Below are 13,550 nucleotides of genomic sequence, written 5' to 3'. Positions count from 1 at the left end.
GACGGGCATGGAATAAAAACAACGATTTCAGGGATATCTTATCGCAGACAGGGATATCGGGCAGGCGGGATTCGAACCCACGACCCCCAGTCCCCCAGACTGATGCGCTACCAGGCTGCGCTACTGCCCGCCTGTCTGCGATGACGCATCGTGTAGCAGGCCCACCGGGGGGCTGCAAGCCATCTTCTTCATCTGACAGCAAAAATTAAACCCGTAAAAACACAAAGGGGGCAGGAACGCCTGGTCCCTGCCCCCTTCTTTCCCGGTATCTCCCCGATCGCTAGACCGGCACCATTTCACGCAAGGCCTGAAGTTCGACCAGTATCCCGCGCAGGTTTTCGCGCAGTATCGTATTTTCAGCGCGCAGCCGTTCCAGTTCCAGCATCACAAGCTGTTCCAGCGGGGCTTCGTCCTCATCTTCCCCCGATTCCGCAATCGGCGTATTCACGGACGCATCCTGCGCGGAAATATCTTCCTGCGTGGATGCTTCGGCTACCCCCTCAGGCTGCGCATCCGGGGCGCAATCGTGCGACTGTGCCACGCCAACCGGCGGCGCATCCGGTTCCTGCGATTCGCGCAACGCGGCAGCGGCGTCCCCGTCTTCCCCATCCCCCATCAGCGGGGCATCCGCCATCGCCTCGGGTTCCGCGGGTACGGCCTGATCTTCTTCAGCCGACGCATCGCCGGATACGGGCGCGGCTTCGTCCTGCTGCACCTCCTCCACGATGGTGACTTCCTCGATCCGCACGTCGGTAATTTCGACAACCGGACCCGCTTCGGGCATCGGCGCGGACGCAGCCGGAGGAGCGGCCACATGGAGCGTGTCGTCCCGGGCCTCGTCCGGTCCCGTCAGGATGCGCTGCACCTCCCCCAGGGAGAGATGGCGGACATACAGCATATCGGAAATCCGGCGCAGCAGCGCCACGTCCTCCGGCCGGTACAGACGGCGGCCACTTGGCCCACGAATGGGCTGAAGCTGGGGAAAGCGGTTTTCCCACGTGCGTAGAACATGCTGCGCGATCCCGAGCTGACGCGCGACCTCGTAAATCGGCAGGGCGTCGTCGCTGCTTTCCGCAGATGCTGCGGAAAGGTTCCTCATGCCATCCGGGGCGGGGTCTTGGACATTCATTCGTCGTCCTCTGCGTTCGTATGGCCGGTGGTACCGTTCACATGCGCCCGCAACAGCTGACTGGGCCGAAAGACCAGGACGGAACGCGGCAGAATCGGCACCTCAACCCCGGTTTTCGGGTTGCGGCCCGTGCGGCGCCCCTTCTTGCGGACGGAAAACGTCCCGAATCCGCTGATCTTTACGGTGTCCCCGGTTTCGAGTGCATGGGCCACTTTTTCCAGGACGTGTTCGAGGATATCGGCGGACTCATGACGGGAAAGTCCAACCTGACTATAGATTTGTTCTGCCAGAGTGGCGCGGGTCACTGTGCTCATGCGGTAACGTTATGCATGCCATCAGCCACCGTCAATTCAATGTGTTGACAGGTTCGTTTTTTTCTTGCGTCCGCATTCCGCCGGACACGGTCGCACGCCGGCCGCCTACATCCGCGCCAGCGCCGCCCCCCATGTCAGGCCACCGCCCAGCGCCTCCATCAGCACGAGGTCGCCGGTGCGAATCCGCCCGTCGCGCACGGCCTCGTTCAGGGCCAGCGGGATCGACGCGGCAGAAGTATTGGCATGCCGGTCCACCGTGATCACGACCCGTTCGGGCGGCAGGCGCAGCTTGCGCGCCACGCCGTCAATGATCCGCAGGTTCGCCTGATGCGGCACCAGCCACGACACGTCCTCGTACTGCAGGCCGTTCGCCGCCAGGACCTCATCCACCGAGGAGGACAGCTTGGCCACCGCATGGCGGAAAACGTCGCGTCCCTGCATTTTCAGGTGGGCGCTTTTGTCGGACTGGCCGATCGCGCCATCGACATACAGCAGGTCGCCATAACGACCGTCGGAATGGAGGTGGGTCGACAGGATCCCCTGCCCGTCCGCGTCATCCGTTGCCTGCATGAAGACAGCACCCGCACCGTCGCCGAACAGGACAAAGGTCGAACGGTCATCAGGGTCGAGAATACGCGAATAGACCTCGCTGCCGATCACCAGCGCAGAACGCGCCTGCCCGCTGCGGATCAGGGCATCGGCGGTGGAAAGCGCATAAATGAAGCCCGAGCAGGCCGCCGCGACATCAAAACCGAACCCGGTCGTAATGCCGAGTTCCGCCTGTACCCTCACTGCGGTGGAGGGGAATGCCTGATCCGGCGTGCTTGTCGCCACGATGATGGCATCGACATCGTCAGGGCTGACCCTGGCATAATCCAGCGCCTGCTGTCCCGCCCGCGCCGCCATGCTGACGGCGGTGTCTTCCGGCCCGGCGACATGGCGCTGCGCGATTCCGGTGCGGGCGCGAATCCACTCGTCCGAGGTTTCCAGCCGGGTGGCCAGTTCATCGTTGGTCACGATCCTGTCCGGCAGATAACCACCGAAACCCTTCAGCAGCGAGTGTCTCGCCTTCATGCGTGTCTGTCCAAACCTGTTGGGAGCAGGGCGGCACGTATCGCACCCCACAGGCACGAGAGGCTTTCCTTGCCCACCCCAGCGACTCAGGAAGCCGAAACCGCCTGCGTCGACTCCTTTTCGTTACTGAACCTGCTGGCCGTCAGGCTTCCCATGCGGGCAAGCTGGTCACGGATACCGGCATTGAAATCATGGGTGACCATGTCGATCGCCACATCCACGGCAGAGGCGAACCCTTCGGCGTCGGTGCCCCCATGCGACTTCACCACCACGCCGTTCAGTCCGACGAATACCGCGCCGTTATAACGACGCGGATCCAGCCATTCCTTCATGCGTTCCAGCCCGGGCCGCACCAGCAGGTAGCCGATCCGGCCAAGCAGGCCGGAACTGAAGACCTGACGCAGCAGGGTAAAGGCCATCTTCAGCGCCCCTTCCCCGGTCTTGAGCGCGACATTGCCGGTAAAGCCGTCCGTGACCACCACGTCGGTGGTGCCGGCGGTGATGTCATGACCTTCGACAAACCCGTGGAACTGACGCGCAAGCGGGCTGCCACGCAGCACTTCGGCCGCCTGACGCAGCCGCTCGTCGCCCTTGAGTTCCTCCGACCCGACATTGAGAAGCCCGATGGTCGGCGCGGGCAGGCCCAGCACGGCCTTGGCGAAGGCTTCGCCCATCACGGCGAATTCCACCAGGTTGCGCCAGTCGCACGCCACGTTCGCGCCGAGGTCGAGCATGACCACGTCGCCCTTTGTCGTGGGGCTGATGGCGGCCATGGCGGGACGGGAAATCCCCGGCAGCGTCTTTATCACGATCTTGGCAAGGGCAAGCATCGCGCCGCTGTTTCCAGCGGAAACCACGCCCATCGCCTCCCCGTTGGAGACGGCGTCCATCGACAGGCGCAGCGAGGAATCGCGCACCCGCAATGCGGCCGTGGGTTTCATTTCCATGGAAATGGCGGAACCGGCGGGGCGGACGGTGCATATCGCGGCCGCCTGCGGATACTGCGCCAGAAGGGTGCGCAACCGGTTTTCGTCGCCAATCAGAAGAATTCTGGCGGATGGATGTCGGTCAGCGGCAATCGCCAGTCCGGCCACCACGACTTCCGGACCGCCATCCCCACCCATTCCATCAATGGCCAGAGTGTAGGACTGTGTCGCGGAAAAAGAGGAACCTGTCTCGGTCATGCTCGTCTTGTGCCGGGTGAAGATAAAACGCGCAAGTGGCAACGGGGAAGCTTTCCCCTGCCGGATATCTCCCTGCGCGATCCGGACGGGTCGGGATGTATCTGACTACCACTCCCGCGCCACATCAATGGCTCCCCCCGTCCCGACAGATTGCCGCGCCGGAAGCTGTCAGGCGCGGACCGCAGTTTTCAGCGCCTTGCCTGCGGATGCGACTTCACGGCCGTCATAATGCCCGCAATGGCTGCATACATGATGGGGGCGCTTCAGTTCGCCACAGTTGGAGCATTCCGCGTGCGCCTGCACCGGCAGCGCAGCATGGCTGCGACGCATGCCACGACGGGACGGCGAAGTTTTTCTCTTAGGTACAGCCATGGGCCTGGGCCCCTCCGATCTGGGATCACAACCCGGCAAGGCCAGTCAGGCATCACCCGGTCAGTTATCAACAATTGAGGGGGGCACTCTAGCAGACCATATGACATTCCGCAAGAGACGATCTTGCGATCTGCCGGTCCGCCGCCGCCCCCGCGCGTGGTTCCGGCCCTTCAGTTATGCTTTTTCTTCAGGTCCGCAAGGGCCGCGAAAGGCTGTCGCCGGGGTTCCTCGTCCTCCTCCCCGTCGTCGTCTTCCCCGTCCAGAAGTTCGGCCGGGATCACGCTTCCGGGCTTGTGCGGATAGGGGTCGAGACCCAGCGAAAGCTCCTCCGCCGCCAGCTCGCCGATATCGATGCTCTCGCGTTCATAGGGCACCTCGTCGATGCTGAACGGATCGACCTCGTCATCCTCGCGGAAACGTTCCGCGGGGATGCAGCGCACGGTAAAGGATTCGGCGATCGCGTCCTCGAACGGCTCAAGGCTGATGACGCATTCCTGCGTCACGTGCGCCGTCAGCCACCCTTCGGCCATGACCTCCCCCTGCGGGCCGGGGACAAGGCGATAGCGGCAGGCGAGATCGCGGATCGCGGGAATCCTGAAACGCCGCGCGAGGGCGGCGCATTCGTCGGGCGTGGCCTCGATGGAGGTTTCCATTCCCTTGAGCGCGATGCGCCCCACCGGGACGCGGCGGGAAAATTCTGGCTCCATGTTCGTATCTTCTCCTGCTGTTCCGACAGGCCGCCACGCCGACCCGGCCGGGAGGGGATCCAACGCGATGCTTACCGCCATCGGGCCGCCGCCGGATGTGTTTTTCCGCCTTGCGTCCGATCTGCAATTGACTTCATTTCGCCAATAAGGCACCCGGAATGACGGATTGTCTATCTGCCGCATCTTATCAGGACGCTTTACCCGATCATGAGGTCACCGCAGCACATCTTTTCCCGCCCCCGTTCCTTACGCCTGTTTTCGTGCGCTGTCATCGGGGTTGGCCTGTCGCTGTCGGGATGCGCCGTGTTCAAGCCCAGCGTGATCCAGCGTGGCTCCCTGGTGCAGCCGGATGATTACAAACAGCTGAAGACAGGGACCAGTTCGCGATCCGACGTGATGGACCTCCTCGGCTCCCCCACCAGCCGCGCGACCTTTGACGACAATACGTGGATCTATATCTCCATGAAGCAGAAGCTGGTCCCCATCAGCTTCCCGAACATCGAAAAACAGCAGGTGGTGGTCCTGACCTTTGACGACGGGGGCATCCTGCGCAACCTGCGGACGCTGAACAAGGATGACGCCCGTTACGTCAGCATGGCGGCAGGCAGCACGCCGACGCCGGGCACCAAGATCAACGTCATGCAGCAGATCCTGGGCAATGTCGGACGCTACAACCCCATGAGCCAGATGATGTCCAACAGCGCCTATGGCGGCAGCACGGGCCCGATGAACAGCATGAATGGCGGTCCGGGTCATGGCGGCGCAGGCAACAGCCTGCCCTGATCCCATCAGTTCGGGACGATGATCCTGACACGCAGCCCGCCGGACGGGCTGCTTTCCAGCCTGATTTCGCCGCCATGGGCGTGAATGATGTCGCGCGCGATGGCAAGCCCAAGGCCTGTCCCCCCGTCGCGCCCGCTTTCGAACGGGCGGAAGACGCTTTCACGACGGGATTCGTCAATGCCGCAGCCGTCATCATCGATATAGATGACGGTGCTGTTGCGCTTCTGCCGGGCGCTCAGCCAGATGTGCGTGGCATGCCGTCGCGCATTTTCGACAATATTGGACAGCACGCGCCGGAATGCCGCCACCCGCACCACAATCTCCATCCGGCGCGGCACGCTGACCGTGACTTCGTGCATGCCGATACGCCGCACCCCCGCCGCAACCTCATCAAGAAGATCGCGGACATCCACCTGTGACGGAACCTCGGCCCCTTCCCCCCGGGCGAAGGAGAGGTAGCCTTCGATCATATGCTCCATCTCGCCCACGTCGGCGATCATGTCCTCGATATCCGGCCTGAGGTCTTCCCCCCGGATGTCCCCCTCCCTCGGCAGCATTGCCAGCGTCAGGCGCAGGCGCGTCAGCGGGGTGCGCAGATCGTGGGACACCCCCGCCAGCACTGACGTCCGCTGCTCCACAAAGCGGAAGATGCGATCGCGCATGCGGTTGAACGCCACCGCCGCCTTGCGGATTTCCTGCGCCCCTTCGGGCTGGATCGGGTCGATGTCGCGCCCCAGCCCGAACAGTTCCGCCGCGCGGGCCAGCCGCCGTATGGCGCGCACCTGGTTGCGCATGAAAAACGCCGCGATGCAGAACAGCAGCAGGGCGCTGCCGGTCGCCCACGCGACAAACAGCCACACCGGCGCCACGTCCAGCCGCTTGCGCGGGGTATCGACGCGCAGGACACCGTCCGGCATCTGGATGAAGACCGACACGATATGGCGGTCGCTTTTCCAGTCCACGAAGGTCGGCCGCCCGATGGCGCCGCGCAGATCGCGGACAAGGTCGTCATCCACCGGCCCCAGCACGTGGTTCGTTCCGACCCGCGCAAGGTTTTCCCCCTCCCGCCAGGTCATCAGCAGCTGCGCGCGCTGATGGACATCGTCCAGGATCCATGCACGGTCCGCCGGCGCGGGATAACGTTCCATCATGTCGATGGTCATGGCGATATTGTTCACCACACCCGCCGACAGACGGCGCGAGACGATTTTCAGGTAATTTCCGTAAAACAGTTCCAGCGAAATCCCCTGCGTCACCAGCAGGGGAATGAACCCGATCAGCAGCATGCGCCCCAGCAGCGAACGCGGCAGGACGCGCCGCACCAGACGGTCGGCGCGGGCGCCGATGGCGGATCGGCCCGCGACCGGCGACGGGGGATCTTTACGCTGCGTCATGCCCTATCCAGCCGCCCGACATAAAAAAAGCCGACCCCATGCGGAAGCCGGCCTTTCCCACGGGCGGTGCCCGGTATCTGAAAACAGATCAGAACCCTTCGCGTTCCAGACGCTTGCGCTCCATCTTGCGCGCACGGCGCACGGCTTCTGCAGCTTCGCGCGCCTTGCGCTCAGACGGCTTTTCATAGTGCCGACGCAGCTTCATTTCCCGGAAGATGCCTTCACGCTGCATCTTCTTCTTGAGGGCCTTGAGAGCCTGATCGACGTTATTATCACGAACGAGAACCTGCACTGGGTCGTCAACTCCTGCTTTAGCCGTCACTTGCGCCGGCGGCGATGGGTATCTGTAATGGGGGATGACCGCCCGAGGCCATTCCCTGCGTGCGATTCCCAAACGGGCCGCACCTATATCACAGCCCGATCGGCCAACACAAATATTTCCGGTGGTTTTATATCGCGCCGGGACAGGTTATTTCACGACCGTCCCATGCATGAAACGCAGGCGACGCGTTTTACCACCCGATGCAAAGGATCAACGCCGTCATGACCCTGCTCAAGATCGCACGCATGGGCCATCCCGTGCTGCTACGTCGCGCCGATGAGGTCACGGACCCCACCCATCCCGACATCCGCCAGCTGGTGGCCGACATGATCGAAACGATGGAGGATGCGGGTGGCGTCGGCCTTGCCGCGCCGCAGATCCACCGTTCATGCCGGATATTTGTCTATCGTGTGCCGCAGGCACGTAACACCGGCGCCGAGGATGACCAGCCCTGCGGGCCGTCAGTGCTGATAAATCCGCAGATCACCCCGCTGGATGAAGAAACCGTCCTGCGGCTGGAGGGATGCCTGTCGATTCCGGGAATGCGGGGATGGGTGCCGCGCCATGCCCGCATCGGCTATAGTGGCCTTGATGCGCAGGGACAGCCTGTCGCGGGCACCGCGTCGGGTTTTCTGGCGAATGTGATGCAACATGAATATGATCACCTCGACGGCATATTGTACCCGATGCGAATGAACGATCTCCGACTGATGGGGTTTGACACTGAAATGGCACGTTACGGAGCACAGCAGGCATGATCGGATCCTTCATCACGGCGTCGGCCGCATCATGCCTCACTCCCCCGCCCGTCGATCATTCCCCCGCCCGCGACGCCGCCATCCGCCAGATGATGTCCGGGGTGGGACATCGGGAATGGTCCATGGCCATCGTGCGGCAGGTGGCGGGCAACAATGCCGACCTGCTGTTTCCCGGCGGCATCGCCGACGTGGCCGAAGCCAGCTTCGACCTGGCCGATCGCGACATGCTGGCCGCAGCGCACGGTTTCCATTCCCGTAAACTGAGCCGCCGGGTCCGTGCCGCGATCATGTTCCGCCTTGAACAGGCAGTCCCCCACCGCCCCGCCGTGCGCCATGCCCTGGCGGTGCTGATGATGCCGGGACATGCCCATATCCTGGCACGCACCATCGCGCGCACGGTCAATGCCATCTGGACGGCGGCCGGCGACGATTCGCAGGGTTTTACCCACGCGACCAAACGCATTTCGCTGACGGGGATCTATGTCTCCACCCTGCTGTTCTGGCTGGCGCGTGGCGGCAACATGGCCGCGGTGGAAGAATTCCTCGACCGCAGGCTGGCGGATATCGCGCGCATCACCCGCCTGAAGAACCGCCTGATGGGCCGGCCCTTCTGATACGCCCCTCTCCCCTTTCCCCCTTTCCCTGACCGAGCAGCGATTGCCCCCTCCCCCGATTCCCCCCCGCGCACGCGCCCGTGCGGGCGTGGAACTCCTGTTCCTGCGCGACGAGGACATGCGTCAGGCGCAGATCCTGATGACGCTGGCCTGCCGGAGTTTTGGAAGCCTGCTGGATCCCCTGCTGGAGGAAATGCAGATCGGGCATGCCCATCAGCGAATCTTACAGTTTGTAAAAAACGAACCCGATATTTCCGTGGGCGCGCTTCTGGACATTCTGGCCATTACCAAGCAAAGCATGGCGCGTGCCCTGCACGACCTGCTGCGGCGCGGACTGATCCATCAACGCACCAGCCCGCGCGACCGGCGCATGCGCCTGCTGCGCCTGACCGAGGCAGGATGCGAGATGGAGCGTCGCCTGTTCGAAAAACAGCGTGAAGTCCTGTTGCGCGTCTATCGCGATGCGGGCGGTCCGGCTGTCGAGGGATTCCGTCGGGTCATGCAGGGGCTGATTGACGAATCGAATCGCGTGGCACACCACCGCGATGCCGTAGCGCCCGGTCAGACACAACGGAGTCGTGAATGAACAGGTCCCCCCGTCCCGCCGCCTCCCCCGCGCTGCGTGAACCCGCCGCGCTCGACGCGCATATCGTGGTGGTTGATGACGATCCGCGCCTGCGCCGGCTGCTGCAGCGCTATCTGACGGAACAGGGATTCCGCGTCAGCATCGCCGCATCCGCGCAGGAGGCACGTCAGGTCCTTGGCTTCATGCAGCCCGACGCGCTGGTGCTGGACATCACGATGCCGGGCGAAAATGGGCTGGAACTGACACGGGACCTGCGTAACGAAGGGCTGGATTTCCCCATCCTGCTGCTGACCGCGCGCGGAGAGCCCGAAGACAGGATCATCGGTCTGGAAGCCGGCGCGGACGATTACCTTGGCAAGCCCTTCGAACCCCGCGAGCTCCTGCTGCGGCTCAAGGCGCACCTGCGGCGTTTCGCACCGCCGCCGCCGACCAACAACCTGCGGATCGTCCGGCTGGGCGAACTGGAATTCGACCCGGCCCGTAGCCTGCTGAGCGGCAAGGACGGTACGGTTCACCTGACAGGCGGGGAATCCGCGCTGCTGGCGGTTCTGGCGCGCCATCCCAACGAAGTGCTCTCACGCCTTGAAATCGCCCAGACGCTGGAGATGGACGAGATCGGCGAACGCGCCGTTGACGTGCAGGTGACGCGCCTGCGCCGCCGTATCGAACCCGACCCGAGGGAGCCGCGCTTCCTCCAGACGGTACGGGGCAAGGGATATGTCCTCAAGCCTGGCCTGTAAGAGGCTGTTTGAAAAACAACGGAGTTTCCGGGTGTCACCCTTTCCCCAAAAGGCGACGTCTTCATGAAGCTTTTTGCAAAAAGCTTCACCAAAAACTTCTATAAATTCAGATTATTGGTGGCCCTGCCTTTTCAGACAACTTTCGAAAGGCGGACCGGATCGTCCTGATCCCTGCCATCGGGGATCAGGCAGCATGGCGGACGGACAGGGGGCCGCCCGCCATGCGGATGGCGTGATCAGCCCTGCTGCAGCTTGTCGAGTTCGCGCACCACGGCCTCTCCCATGACCTCGGTGCCCACGACGGCCATGCCGGGGCTCATGATATCGGCCGTCCGCAGACCGCTGGCCAGCACGTTTGCCACCGCGGTTTCGATCAGGGCCGCATCTTCATGCATGTCGAACGAATACCGCAGCAGCATCGCGAAGGAGAGGATCTGCGCCAGCGGATTGGCCTGCCCCTTGCCCGCGATATCGGGCGCGCTGCCGTGGATCGGTTCATACAGGGCGGGACGCTTCCCGTTGGCATCCACGGCGCCTAGCGTGGCCGAAGGCAGCATGCCAAGGCTGCCGGTCAGCATGGAGGCAAGATCCGACAGCAAGTCACCAAACAGGTTCCCCGTGACGATCACGTCGAACTGGCGCGGATTGCGCACCAGCTGCATGGCGCAGTTGTCCGCCAGCATGTGCGTCAGTTCGACACGGGCGTATTCACGTGCATGCAGGTCGGTCACGACCTCTTTCCACAACAGGCCGCTTTCCATCACGTTGCACTTCTCGACCGAACAGACGCGATTGCCACGCTTGCGCGCAAGGTCGAACGCAACGCGGGCCACGCGTTCGATTTCCGGCGTCGTATAGACTTCGGTATTGATGCCGCGCCGCGAACCGTCCGGCAGGGTTTCAATGCCACGCGGATTGCCGAAATAGATCCCGCCCACCGTTTCGCGCACGATCATGATGTCCAGCCCGCGTACCACCTCGGGCTTCAGCGTGCTGGCCTCGGCCAGGGCGTCGAACACCTTTGCCGGGCGCAGGTTGGCAAACAGGCCAAGTTCCTGCCGCAGCTTGAGGATCGCGATTTCGGGACGCCGGTCAAATCCGGCGGACACCCATTTCGGGTCCCCCACCGAACCGAACAGCACCGCATCGACGGCCCGGGCCTTGTCAATGACTTCCTGACGGATGGGCACCCCATGCACCGCCAGCGACGCGCCGCCCACCAGGTCCTCGGTAATGTCGAAATTGATCCCGCGCGCGCGGCTCATCCACGCCATGATGCGCGCCACCTCGCGCATGATTTCGGGACCGATTCCATCACCAGGAAGGATCAGAAGTTTCTTGGTTTCGGACATGACAGCTCCCTGCTGAAAAAACTGACCCCTGCTGGCGCCGCGACGTTCAGTCGATGGTGATGGAAGGCATCCATGGTTCGTCCCGCCTGCGGCGCGCCTCGAATGTCTCGATCGCGTCCTCGTGCTGCAGCGTCTGGCCGATATCGTCCAGTCCCTCCAGCAGCAGGTGCCTGCGCAGGGGATCAACCTCGAACGGAATTTCGGTGCCATCCGGGCGAACGACCACCTGGCGTTGCAGGTCGATGGTGATGCGGGCGTTTTCCCCCATGCGGGAATCGGCCATCAGTTCGTCGCATATCTCGCGCGGCAGGGCGATCGGCAGGATGCCGTTCTTGAAACAGTTGTTGAAAAAGATATCCGCGAATGACGGCGCGATGACGCAGCGGATCCCGAAATCCAGCAGGGCCCATGGCGCATGTTCGCGCGATGAGCCACAGCCCAGATTGTCATGGGTGATCAGGATCTGCGATTTGCGATACGGCGCCTGGTTCAGGATGAAATCGGGGTTTTCCGAACCATCGACGTTGTAGCGCATGCTGTCGAACGCATGCACGCCAAGCCCGGAACGCTTTGTGGTCTTGAGGAACCGCGCGGGAATGATCTTGTCCGTGTCGATGTTTTCCTGCGGCAGCGGAGCGGCAGTGCCCGTCAGGACCGTGAATTTATCCATTTCAGATCAGCTCCCGCACATCGGTCAGACATCCCGTGACAGCCGCCGCGGCCGCCATCGCGGGCGACAGCAGGTGGGTGCGGCCACCGGGTCCCTGCCGTCCCTCGAAATTACGGTTGGATGTCGAGGCGCAACGCTGCCCCGGCGTCAGCTTGTCCGGGTTCATGCCAAGGCACATCGAACATCCCGCCTCGCGCCATTCAAACCCGGCATCGAGGAAAATGCGGTCCAGCCCCTCCTGCTCCGCCTGCGCCTTCACGATCCCCGATCCCGGCACGACCATCGCGCGCACGCCTTCGGCGACGTGCCGTCCCGCCACGATGGCGGCCGCGGCGCGCAGGTCCTCGATCCGGCTGTTGGTGCAGGACCCGATGAAGACGACATCAACGGGCGTGCCCGCGATCTTCTGCCCGGCGCTCAGCCCCATGTAGTCGAGCATGCGCTGCATCTGCGCCCTGCGCGCCATGTCCGGTTCATCGGCGGGGTCCGGTACGTTCCCGGTCACGGGAATGACGGTTTCCGGGCTGGTGCCCCATGTCAGGACGGGCGAAATCTCCTCGGCCCGCAGTTCCACCACCTTGTCGTAATGCGCACCCTCGTCGGAGACGAGGGTCTTCCAGTAGGCAACGGCCTGTTCGAACGCTTCGCCCTTGGGGGCGAAGGGACGGCCGCGCACATATTCGAACGTCGTCTCGTCCGGGGCGACAAGCCCGGCGCGCGCCCCGGCCTCGATCGACATGTTGCAGATCGTCATGCGCCCCGCCATGTCGAGCGCCCGGATCGCGGAGCCGGTGAATTCGATGATGTAGCCGGTCCCCCCGGCCGTGCCGAGCCTGCCGATGATCGCCAGCATGATGTCCTTGGCGCTGACGCCCGGACCGACCTTGCCCTCCACCGCGACCTTCATGTTCCTGGCGGGTTTCTGCAGCAGGGTCTGCGTCGCCATGACGTGCTCGACCTCGGACGTGCCGATCCCGAACGCCAGCGCGCCCAGCGCGCCATGGGTGGAGGTATGGCTGTCGCCGCACACGATGGTCATGCCCGGCAGGGAAATCCCCTGTTCCGGCCCGACGACATGCACGATGCCCTGACGTTCCGACAGCAGCGGGAAATACGGCACGCCGAATTCCGCGACGTTACGTTCCAGCGTCTCGATCTGGTTGCGGCTTTCCGCCTCCTCGATCGGCAATGTGCGGTCGGATGTCGGGACGTTGTGATCGACCACCGCGATCATGGCTTCCGGATGGCGCAGACGCCGCCCGGTCATCCGCAGCCCCTCGAACGCCTGCGGGCTTGTCACCTCATGGATAAGGTGACGGTCGATATAAAGGATGGCCGTACTGTCCGGGAGACGTTCCACGACATGACTGTCCCAAATCTTGTCGAACAGCGTACGTGCAGCCATCAGTTCCTATCCCCCAGCATACGACATGCCGGATCCGTGGTTCGTTGGCTGCATCATGGCAGATACGAACGGTGCCGGCCTTGCAATCGAAAAAAAGCGCCATCCGTCCTGACGCGCCAGCATGCGACAGGACGGACGGCAGGGTC

At 63.4% G+C, this 13,550-nt stretch carries 16 protein-coding genes and 1 tRNA gene; 5 read left to right on the top strand and 12 right to left on the bottom strand.

From position 1 onward, the window contains the following. Nucleotides 1-56 precede the first annotated feature (56 nt). From NJLHNGOC_RS01290 to NJLHNGOC_RS01260, 7 genes are all read right to left on the bottom strand, one after another. Nucleotides 57-130 (bottom strand) — tRNA-Pro (locus tag NJLHNGOC_RS01290). Nucleotides 131-280: 150 nt separating this feature from the next. Continuing rightward, nucleotides 281-1,099, bottom strand: a complete 819-nt coding sequence (locus NJLHNGOC_RS01285) for a MerR family transcriptional regulator (RefSeq protein ID WP_239021247.1) — start codon at nt 1,097-1,099, stop codon at nt 281-283. Between the two features lie 26 nt (nt 1,100-1,125). Further along, complete coding sequence (locus NJLHNGOC_RS01280) at nt 1,126-1,443, bottom strand: integration host factor subunit alpha (protein ID WP_113594730.1); 318 nt, start codon at nt 1,441-1,443, stop codon at nt 1,126-1,128. A 105-nt stretch (nt 1,444-1,548) separates the two neighbouring features. Next, complete coding sequence (locus NJLHNGOC_RS01275; RefSeq protein ID WP_113594729.1) at nt 1,549-2,517, bottom strand: beta-ketoacyl-ACP synthase III; 969 nt, start codon at nt 2,515-2,517, stop codon at nt 1,549-1,551. Nucleotides 2,518-2,603: 86 nt separating this feature from the next. After that, nucleotides 2,604-3,701, bottom strand: a complete 1,098-nt coding sequence (plsX, locus tag NJLHNGOC_RS01270; RefSeq protein ID WP_110560191.1) for a phosphate acyltransferase PlsX — start codon at nt 3,699-3,701, stop codon at nt 2,604-2,606. Between the two features lie 168 nt (nt 3,702-3,869). Beyond that, the gene (gene rpmF, locus NJLHNGOC_RS01265) at nt 3,870-4,073 is read right to left on the bottom strand and encodes a 50S ribosomal protein L32 (protein ID WP_003620805.1); all 204 of its coding nucleotides are present in this window, start codon (nt 4,071-4,073) and stop codon (nt 3,870-3,872) included. 170 nt (nt 4,074-4,243) lie between these two features. Then, nucleotides 4,244-4,780: a YceD family protein gene (locus NJLHNGOC_RS01260; protein WP_113594728.1), complete on the bottom strand. Its 537-nt coding sequence runs from the start codon at nt 4,778-4,780 to the stop codon at nt 4,244-4,246. Between the two features lie 207 nt (nt 4,781-4,987). Here NJLHNGOC_RS01260 and NJLHNGOC_RS01255 point away from each other — a divergent pair, with 207 nt between their 5' ends. After that, on the top strand, nt 4,988-5,563 hold the full coding sequence (locus tag NJLHNGOC_RS01255) for an outer membrane protein assembly factor BamE (RefSeq protein ID WP_113594727.1): 576 nt from the start codon (nt 4,988-4,990) through the stop codon (nt 5,561-5,563). Between the two features lie 5 nt (nt 5,564-5,568). On the opposite strand, the gene NJLHNGOC_RS01250 is transcribed toward NJLHNGOC_RS01255, so the two are convergent. Together NJLHNGOC_RS01250 and rpsU are read right to left on the bottom strand one after the other, a co-directional pair. Further along, complete coding sequence (locus NJLHNGOC_RS01250; protein WP_113594726.1) at nt 5,569-6,957, bottom strand: sensor histidine kinase; 1,389 nt, start codon at nt 6,955-6,957, stop codon at nt 5,569-5,571. An 88-nt stretch (nt 6,958-7,045) separates the two neighbouring features. Continuing rightward, nucleotides 7,046-7,249 (bottom strand): 30S ribosomal protein S21, encoded by a 204-nt coding sequence (rpsU, locus tag NJLHNGOC_RS01245; protein WP_010506446.1) that lies wholly within the window; start codon nt 7,247-7,249, stop codon nt 7,046-7,048. 251 nt (nt 7,250-7,500) lie between these two features. Here rpsU and def point away from each other — a divergent pair, with 251 nt between their 5' ends. Genes def through NJLHNGOC_RS01225 form a run of 4 tightly spaced genes read left to right on the top strand, consistent with a single transcriptional unit; the run spans nt 7,501 to nt 9,977 of the window. Then, the gene (gene def / locus NJLHNGOC_RS01240) at nt 7,501-8,037 is read left to right on the top strand and encodes a peptide deformylase (RefSeq protein ID WP_113594811.1); all 537 of its coding nucleotides are present in this window, start codon (nt 7,501-7,503) and stop codon (nt 8,035-8,037) included. Next, the gene (locus tag NJLHNGOC_RS01235; RefSeq protein ID WP_113594725.1) at nt 8,034-8,651 is read left to right on the top strand and encodes a COQ9 family protein; all 618 of its coding nucleotides are present in this window, start codon (nt 8,034-8,036) and stop codon (nt 8,649-8,651) included. Before def ends, NJLHNGOC_RS01235 begins: the two co-directional genes overlap by 4 nt. Nucleotides 8,652-8,694: 43 nt before the next feature. After that, nucleotides 8,695-9,237: a MarR family winged helix-turn-helix transcriptional regulator gene (locus NJLHNGOC_RS01230; protein WP_408890382.1), complete on the top strand. Its 543-nt coding sequence runs from the start codon at nt 8,695-8,697 to the stop codon at nt 9,235-9,237. Next, complete coding sequence (locus NJLHNGOC_RS01225; protein WP_113594724.1) at nt 9,234-9,977, top strand: response regulator; 744 nt, start codon at nt 9,234-9,236, stop codon at nt 9,975-9,977. The genes NJLHNGOC_RS01230 and NJLHNGOC_RS01225 overlap by 4 nt, the downstream gene beginning before the upstream one ends. 236 nt (nt 9,978-10,213) lie before the next feature. Here the strand turns inward: NJLHNGOC_RS01225 and leuB are convergent, their stop codons facing one another. From leuB to leuC, 3 genes are read right to left on the bottom strand one after another with little or no spacing between them, the layout of a single operon-like run. Continuing rightward, nucleotides 10,214-11,329 (bottom strand): 3-isopropylmalate dehydrogenase, encoded by a 1,116-nt coding sequence (gene leuB / locus NJLHNGOC_RS01220; RefSeq protein ID WP_113594723.1) that lies wholly within the window; start codon nt 11,327-11,329, stop codon nt 10,214-10,216. A 46-nt stretch (nt 11,330-11,375) separates the two neighbouring features. Then, complete coding sequence (gene leuD / locus NJLHNGOC_RS01215) at nt 11,376-11,999, bottom strand: 3-isopropylmalate dehydratase small subunit (protein WP_113594722.1); 624 nt, start codon at nt 11,997-11,999, stop codon at nt 11,376-11,378. Between the two features lies 1 nt (nt 12,000). After that, on the bottom strand, nt 12,001-13,404 hold the full coding sequence (leuC, locus tag NJLHNGOC_RS01210) for a 3-isopropylmalate dehydratase large subunit (protein WP_113594721.1): 1,404 nt from the start codon (nt 13,402-13,404) through the stop codon (nt 12,001-12,003). Between the last annotated feature and the right edge of the window lie 146 nt (nt 13,405-13,550).

The organism is Novacetimonas cocois (genome assembly GCF_003311635.1).
Taxonomy (GTDB): domain Bacteria; phylum Pseudomonadota; class Alphaproteobacteria; order Acetobacterales; family Acetobacteraceae; genus Novacetimonas; species Novacetimonas cocois.
The sequence above is the reverse complement of the archived record's forward strand: the minus strand, read 5'-3'. Positions and strand labels throughout refer to the sequence as shown.

Excerpts from the sequence above, each read along its gene's own strand:
- leuD (WP_113594722.1), bottom strand. The coding sequence starts at position 11,999 with ATGGATAAATTCACGGTCCTGACGGGCACTGCCGCTCCGCTGCCGCAG.
- rpmF (WP_003620805.1), bottom strand. The coding sequence starts at position 4,073 with ATGGCTGTACCTAAGAGAAAAACTTCGCCGTCCCGTCGTGGCATGCGT.
- NJLHNGOC_RS01250 (WP_113594726.1), bottom strand. The coding sequence starts at position 6,957 with ATGACGCAGCGTAAAGATCCCCCGTCGCCGGTCGCGGGCCGATCCGCC.
- leuC (WP_113594721.1), bottom strand. The coding sequence starts at position 13,404 with ATGGCTGCACGTACGCTGTTCGACAAGATTTGGGACAGTCATGTCGTG.
- NJLHNGOC_RS01225 (WP_113594724.1), top strand. The coding sequence starts at position 9,234 with ATGAACAGGTCCCCCCGTCCCGCCGCCTCCCCCGCGCTGCGTGAACCC.
- plsX (WP_110560191.1), bottom strand. The coding sequence starts at position 3,701 with ATGACCGAGACAGGTTCCTCTTTTTCCGCGACACAGTCCTACACTCTG.
- NJLHNGOC_RS01285 (WP_239021247.1), bottom strand. The coding sequence starts at position 1,099 with ATGAGGAACCTTTCCGCAGCATCTGCGGAAAGCAGCGACGACGCCCTG.
- NJLHNGOC_RS01280 (WP_113594730.1), bottom strand. The coding sequence starts at position 1,443 with ATGAGCACAGTGACCCGCGCCACTCTGGCAGAACAAATCTATAGTCAG.
- NJLHNGOC_RS01255 (WP_113594727.1), top strand. The coding sequence starts at position 4,988 with ATGAGGTCACCGCAGCACATCTTTTCCCGCCCCCGTTCCTTACGCCTG.
- NJLHNGOC_RS01235 (WP_113594725.1), top strand. The coding sequence starts at position 8,034 with ATGATCGGATCCTTCATCACGGCGTCGGCCGCATCATGCCTCACTCCC.
- NJLHNGOC_RS01260 (WP_113594728.1), bottom strand. The coding sequence starts at position 4,780 with ATGGAGCCAGAATTTTCCCGCCGCGTCCCGGTGGGGCGCATCGCGCTC.
- def (WP_113594811.1), top strand. The coding sequence starts at position 7,501 with ATGACCCTGCTCAAGATCGCACGCATGGGCCATCCCGTGCTGCTACGT.
- leuB (WP_113594723.1), bottom strand. The coding sequence starts at position 11,329 with ATGTCCGAAACCAAGAAACTTCTGATCCTTCCTGGTGATGGAATCGGT.
- NJLHNGOC_RS01275 (WP_113594729.1), bottom strand. The coding sequence starts at position 2,517 with ATGAAGGCGAGACACTCGCTGCTGAAGGGTTTCGGTGGTTATCTGCCG.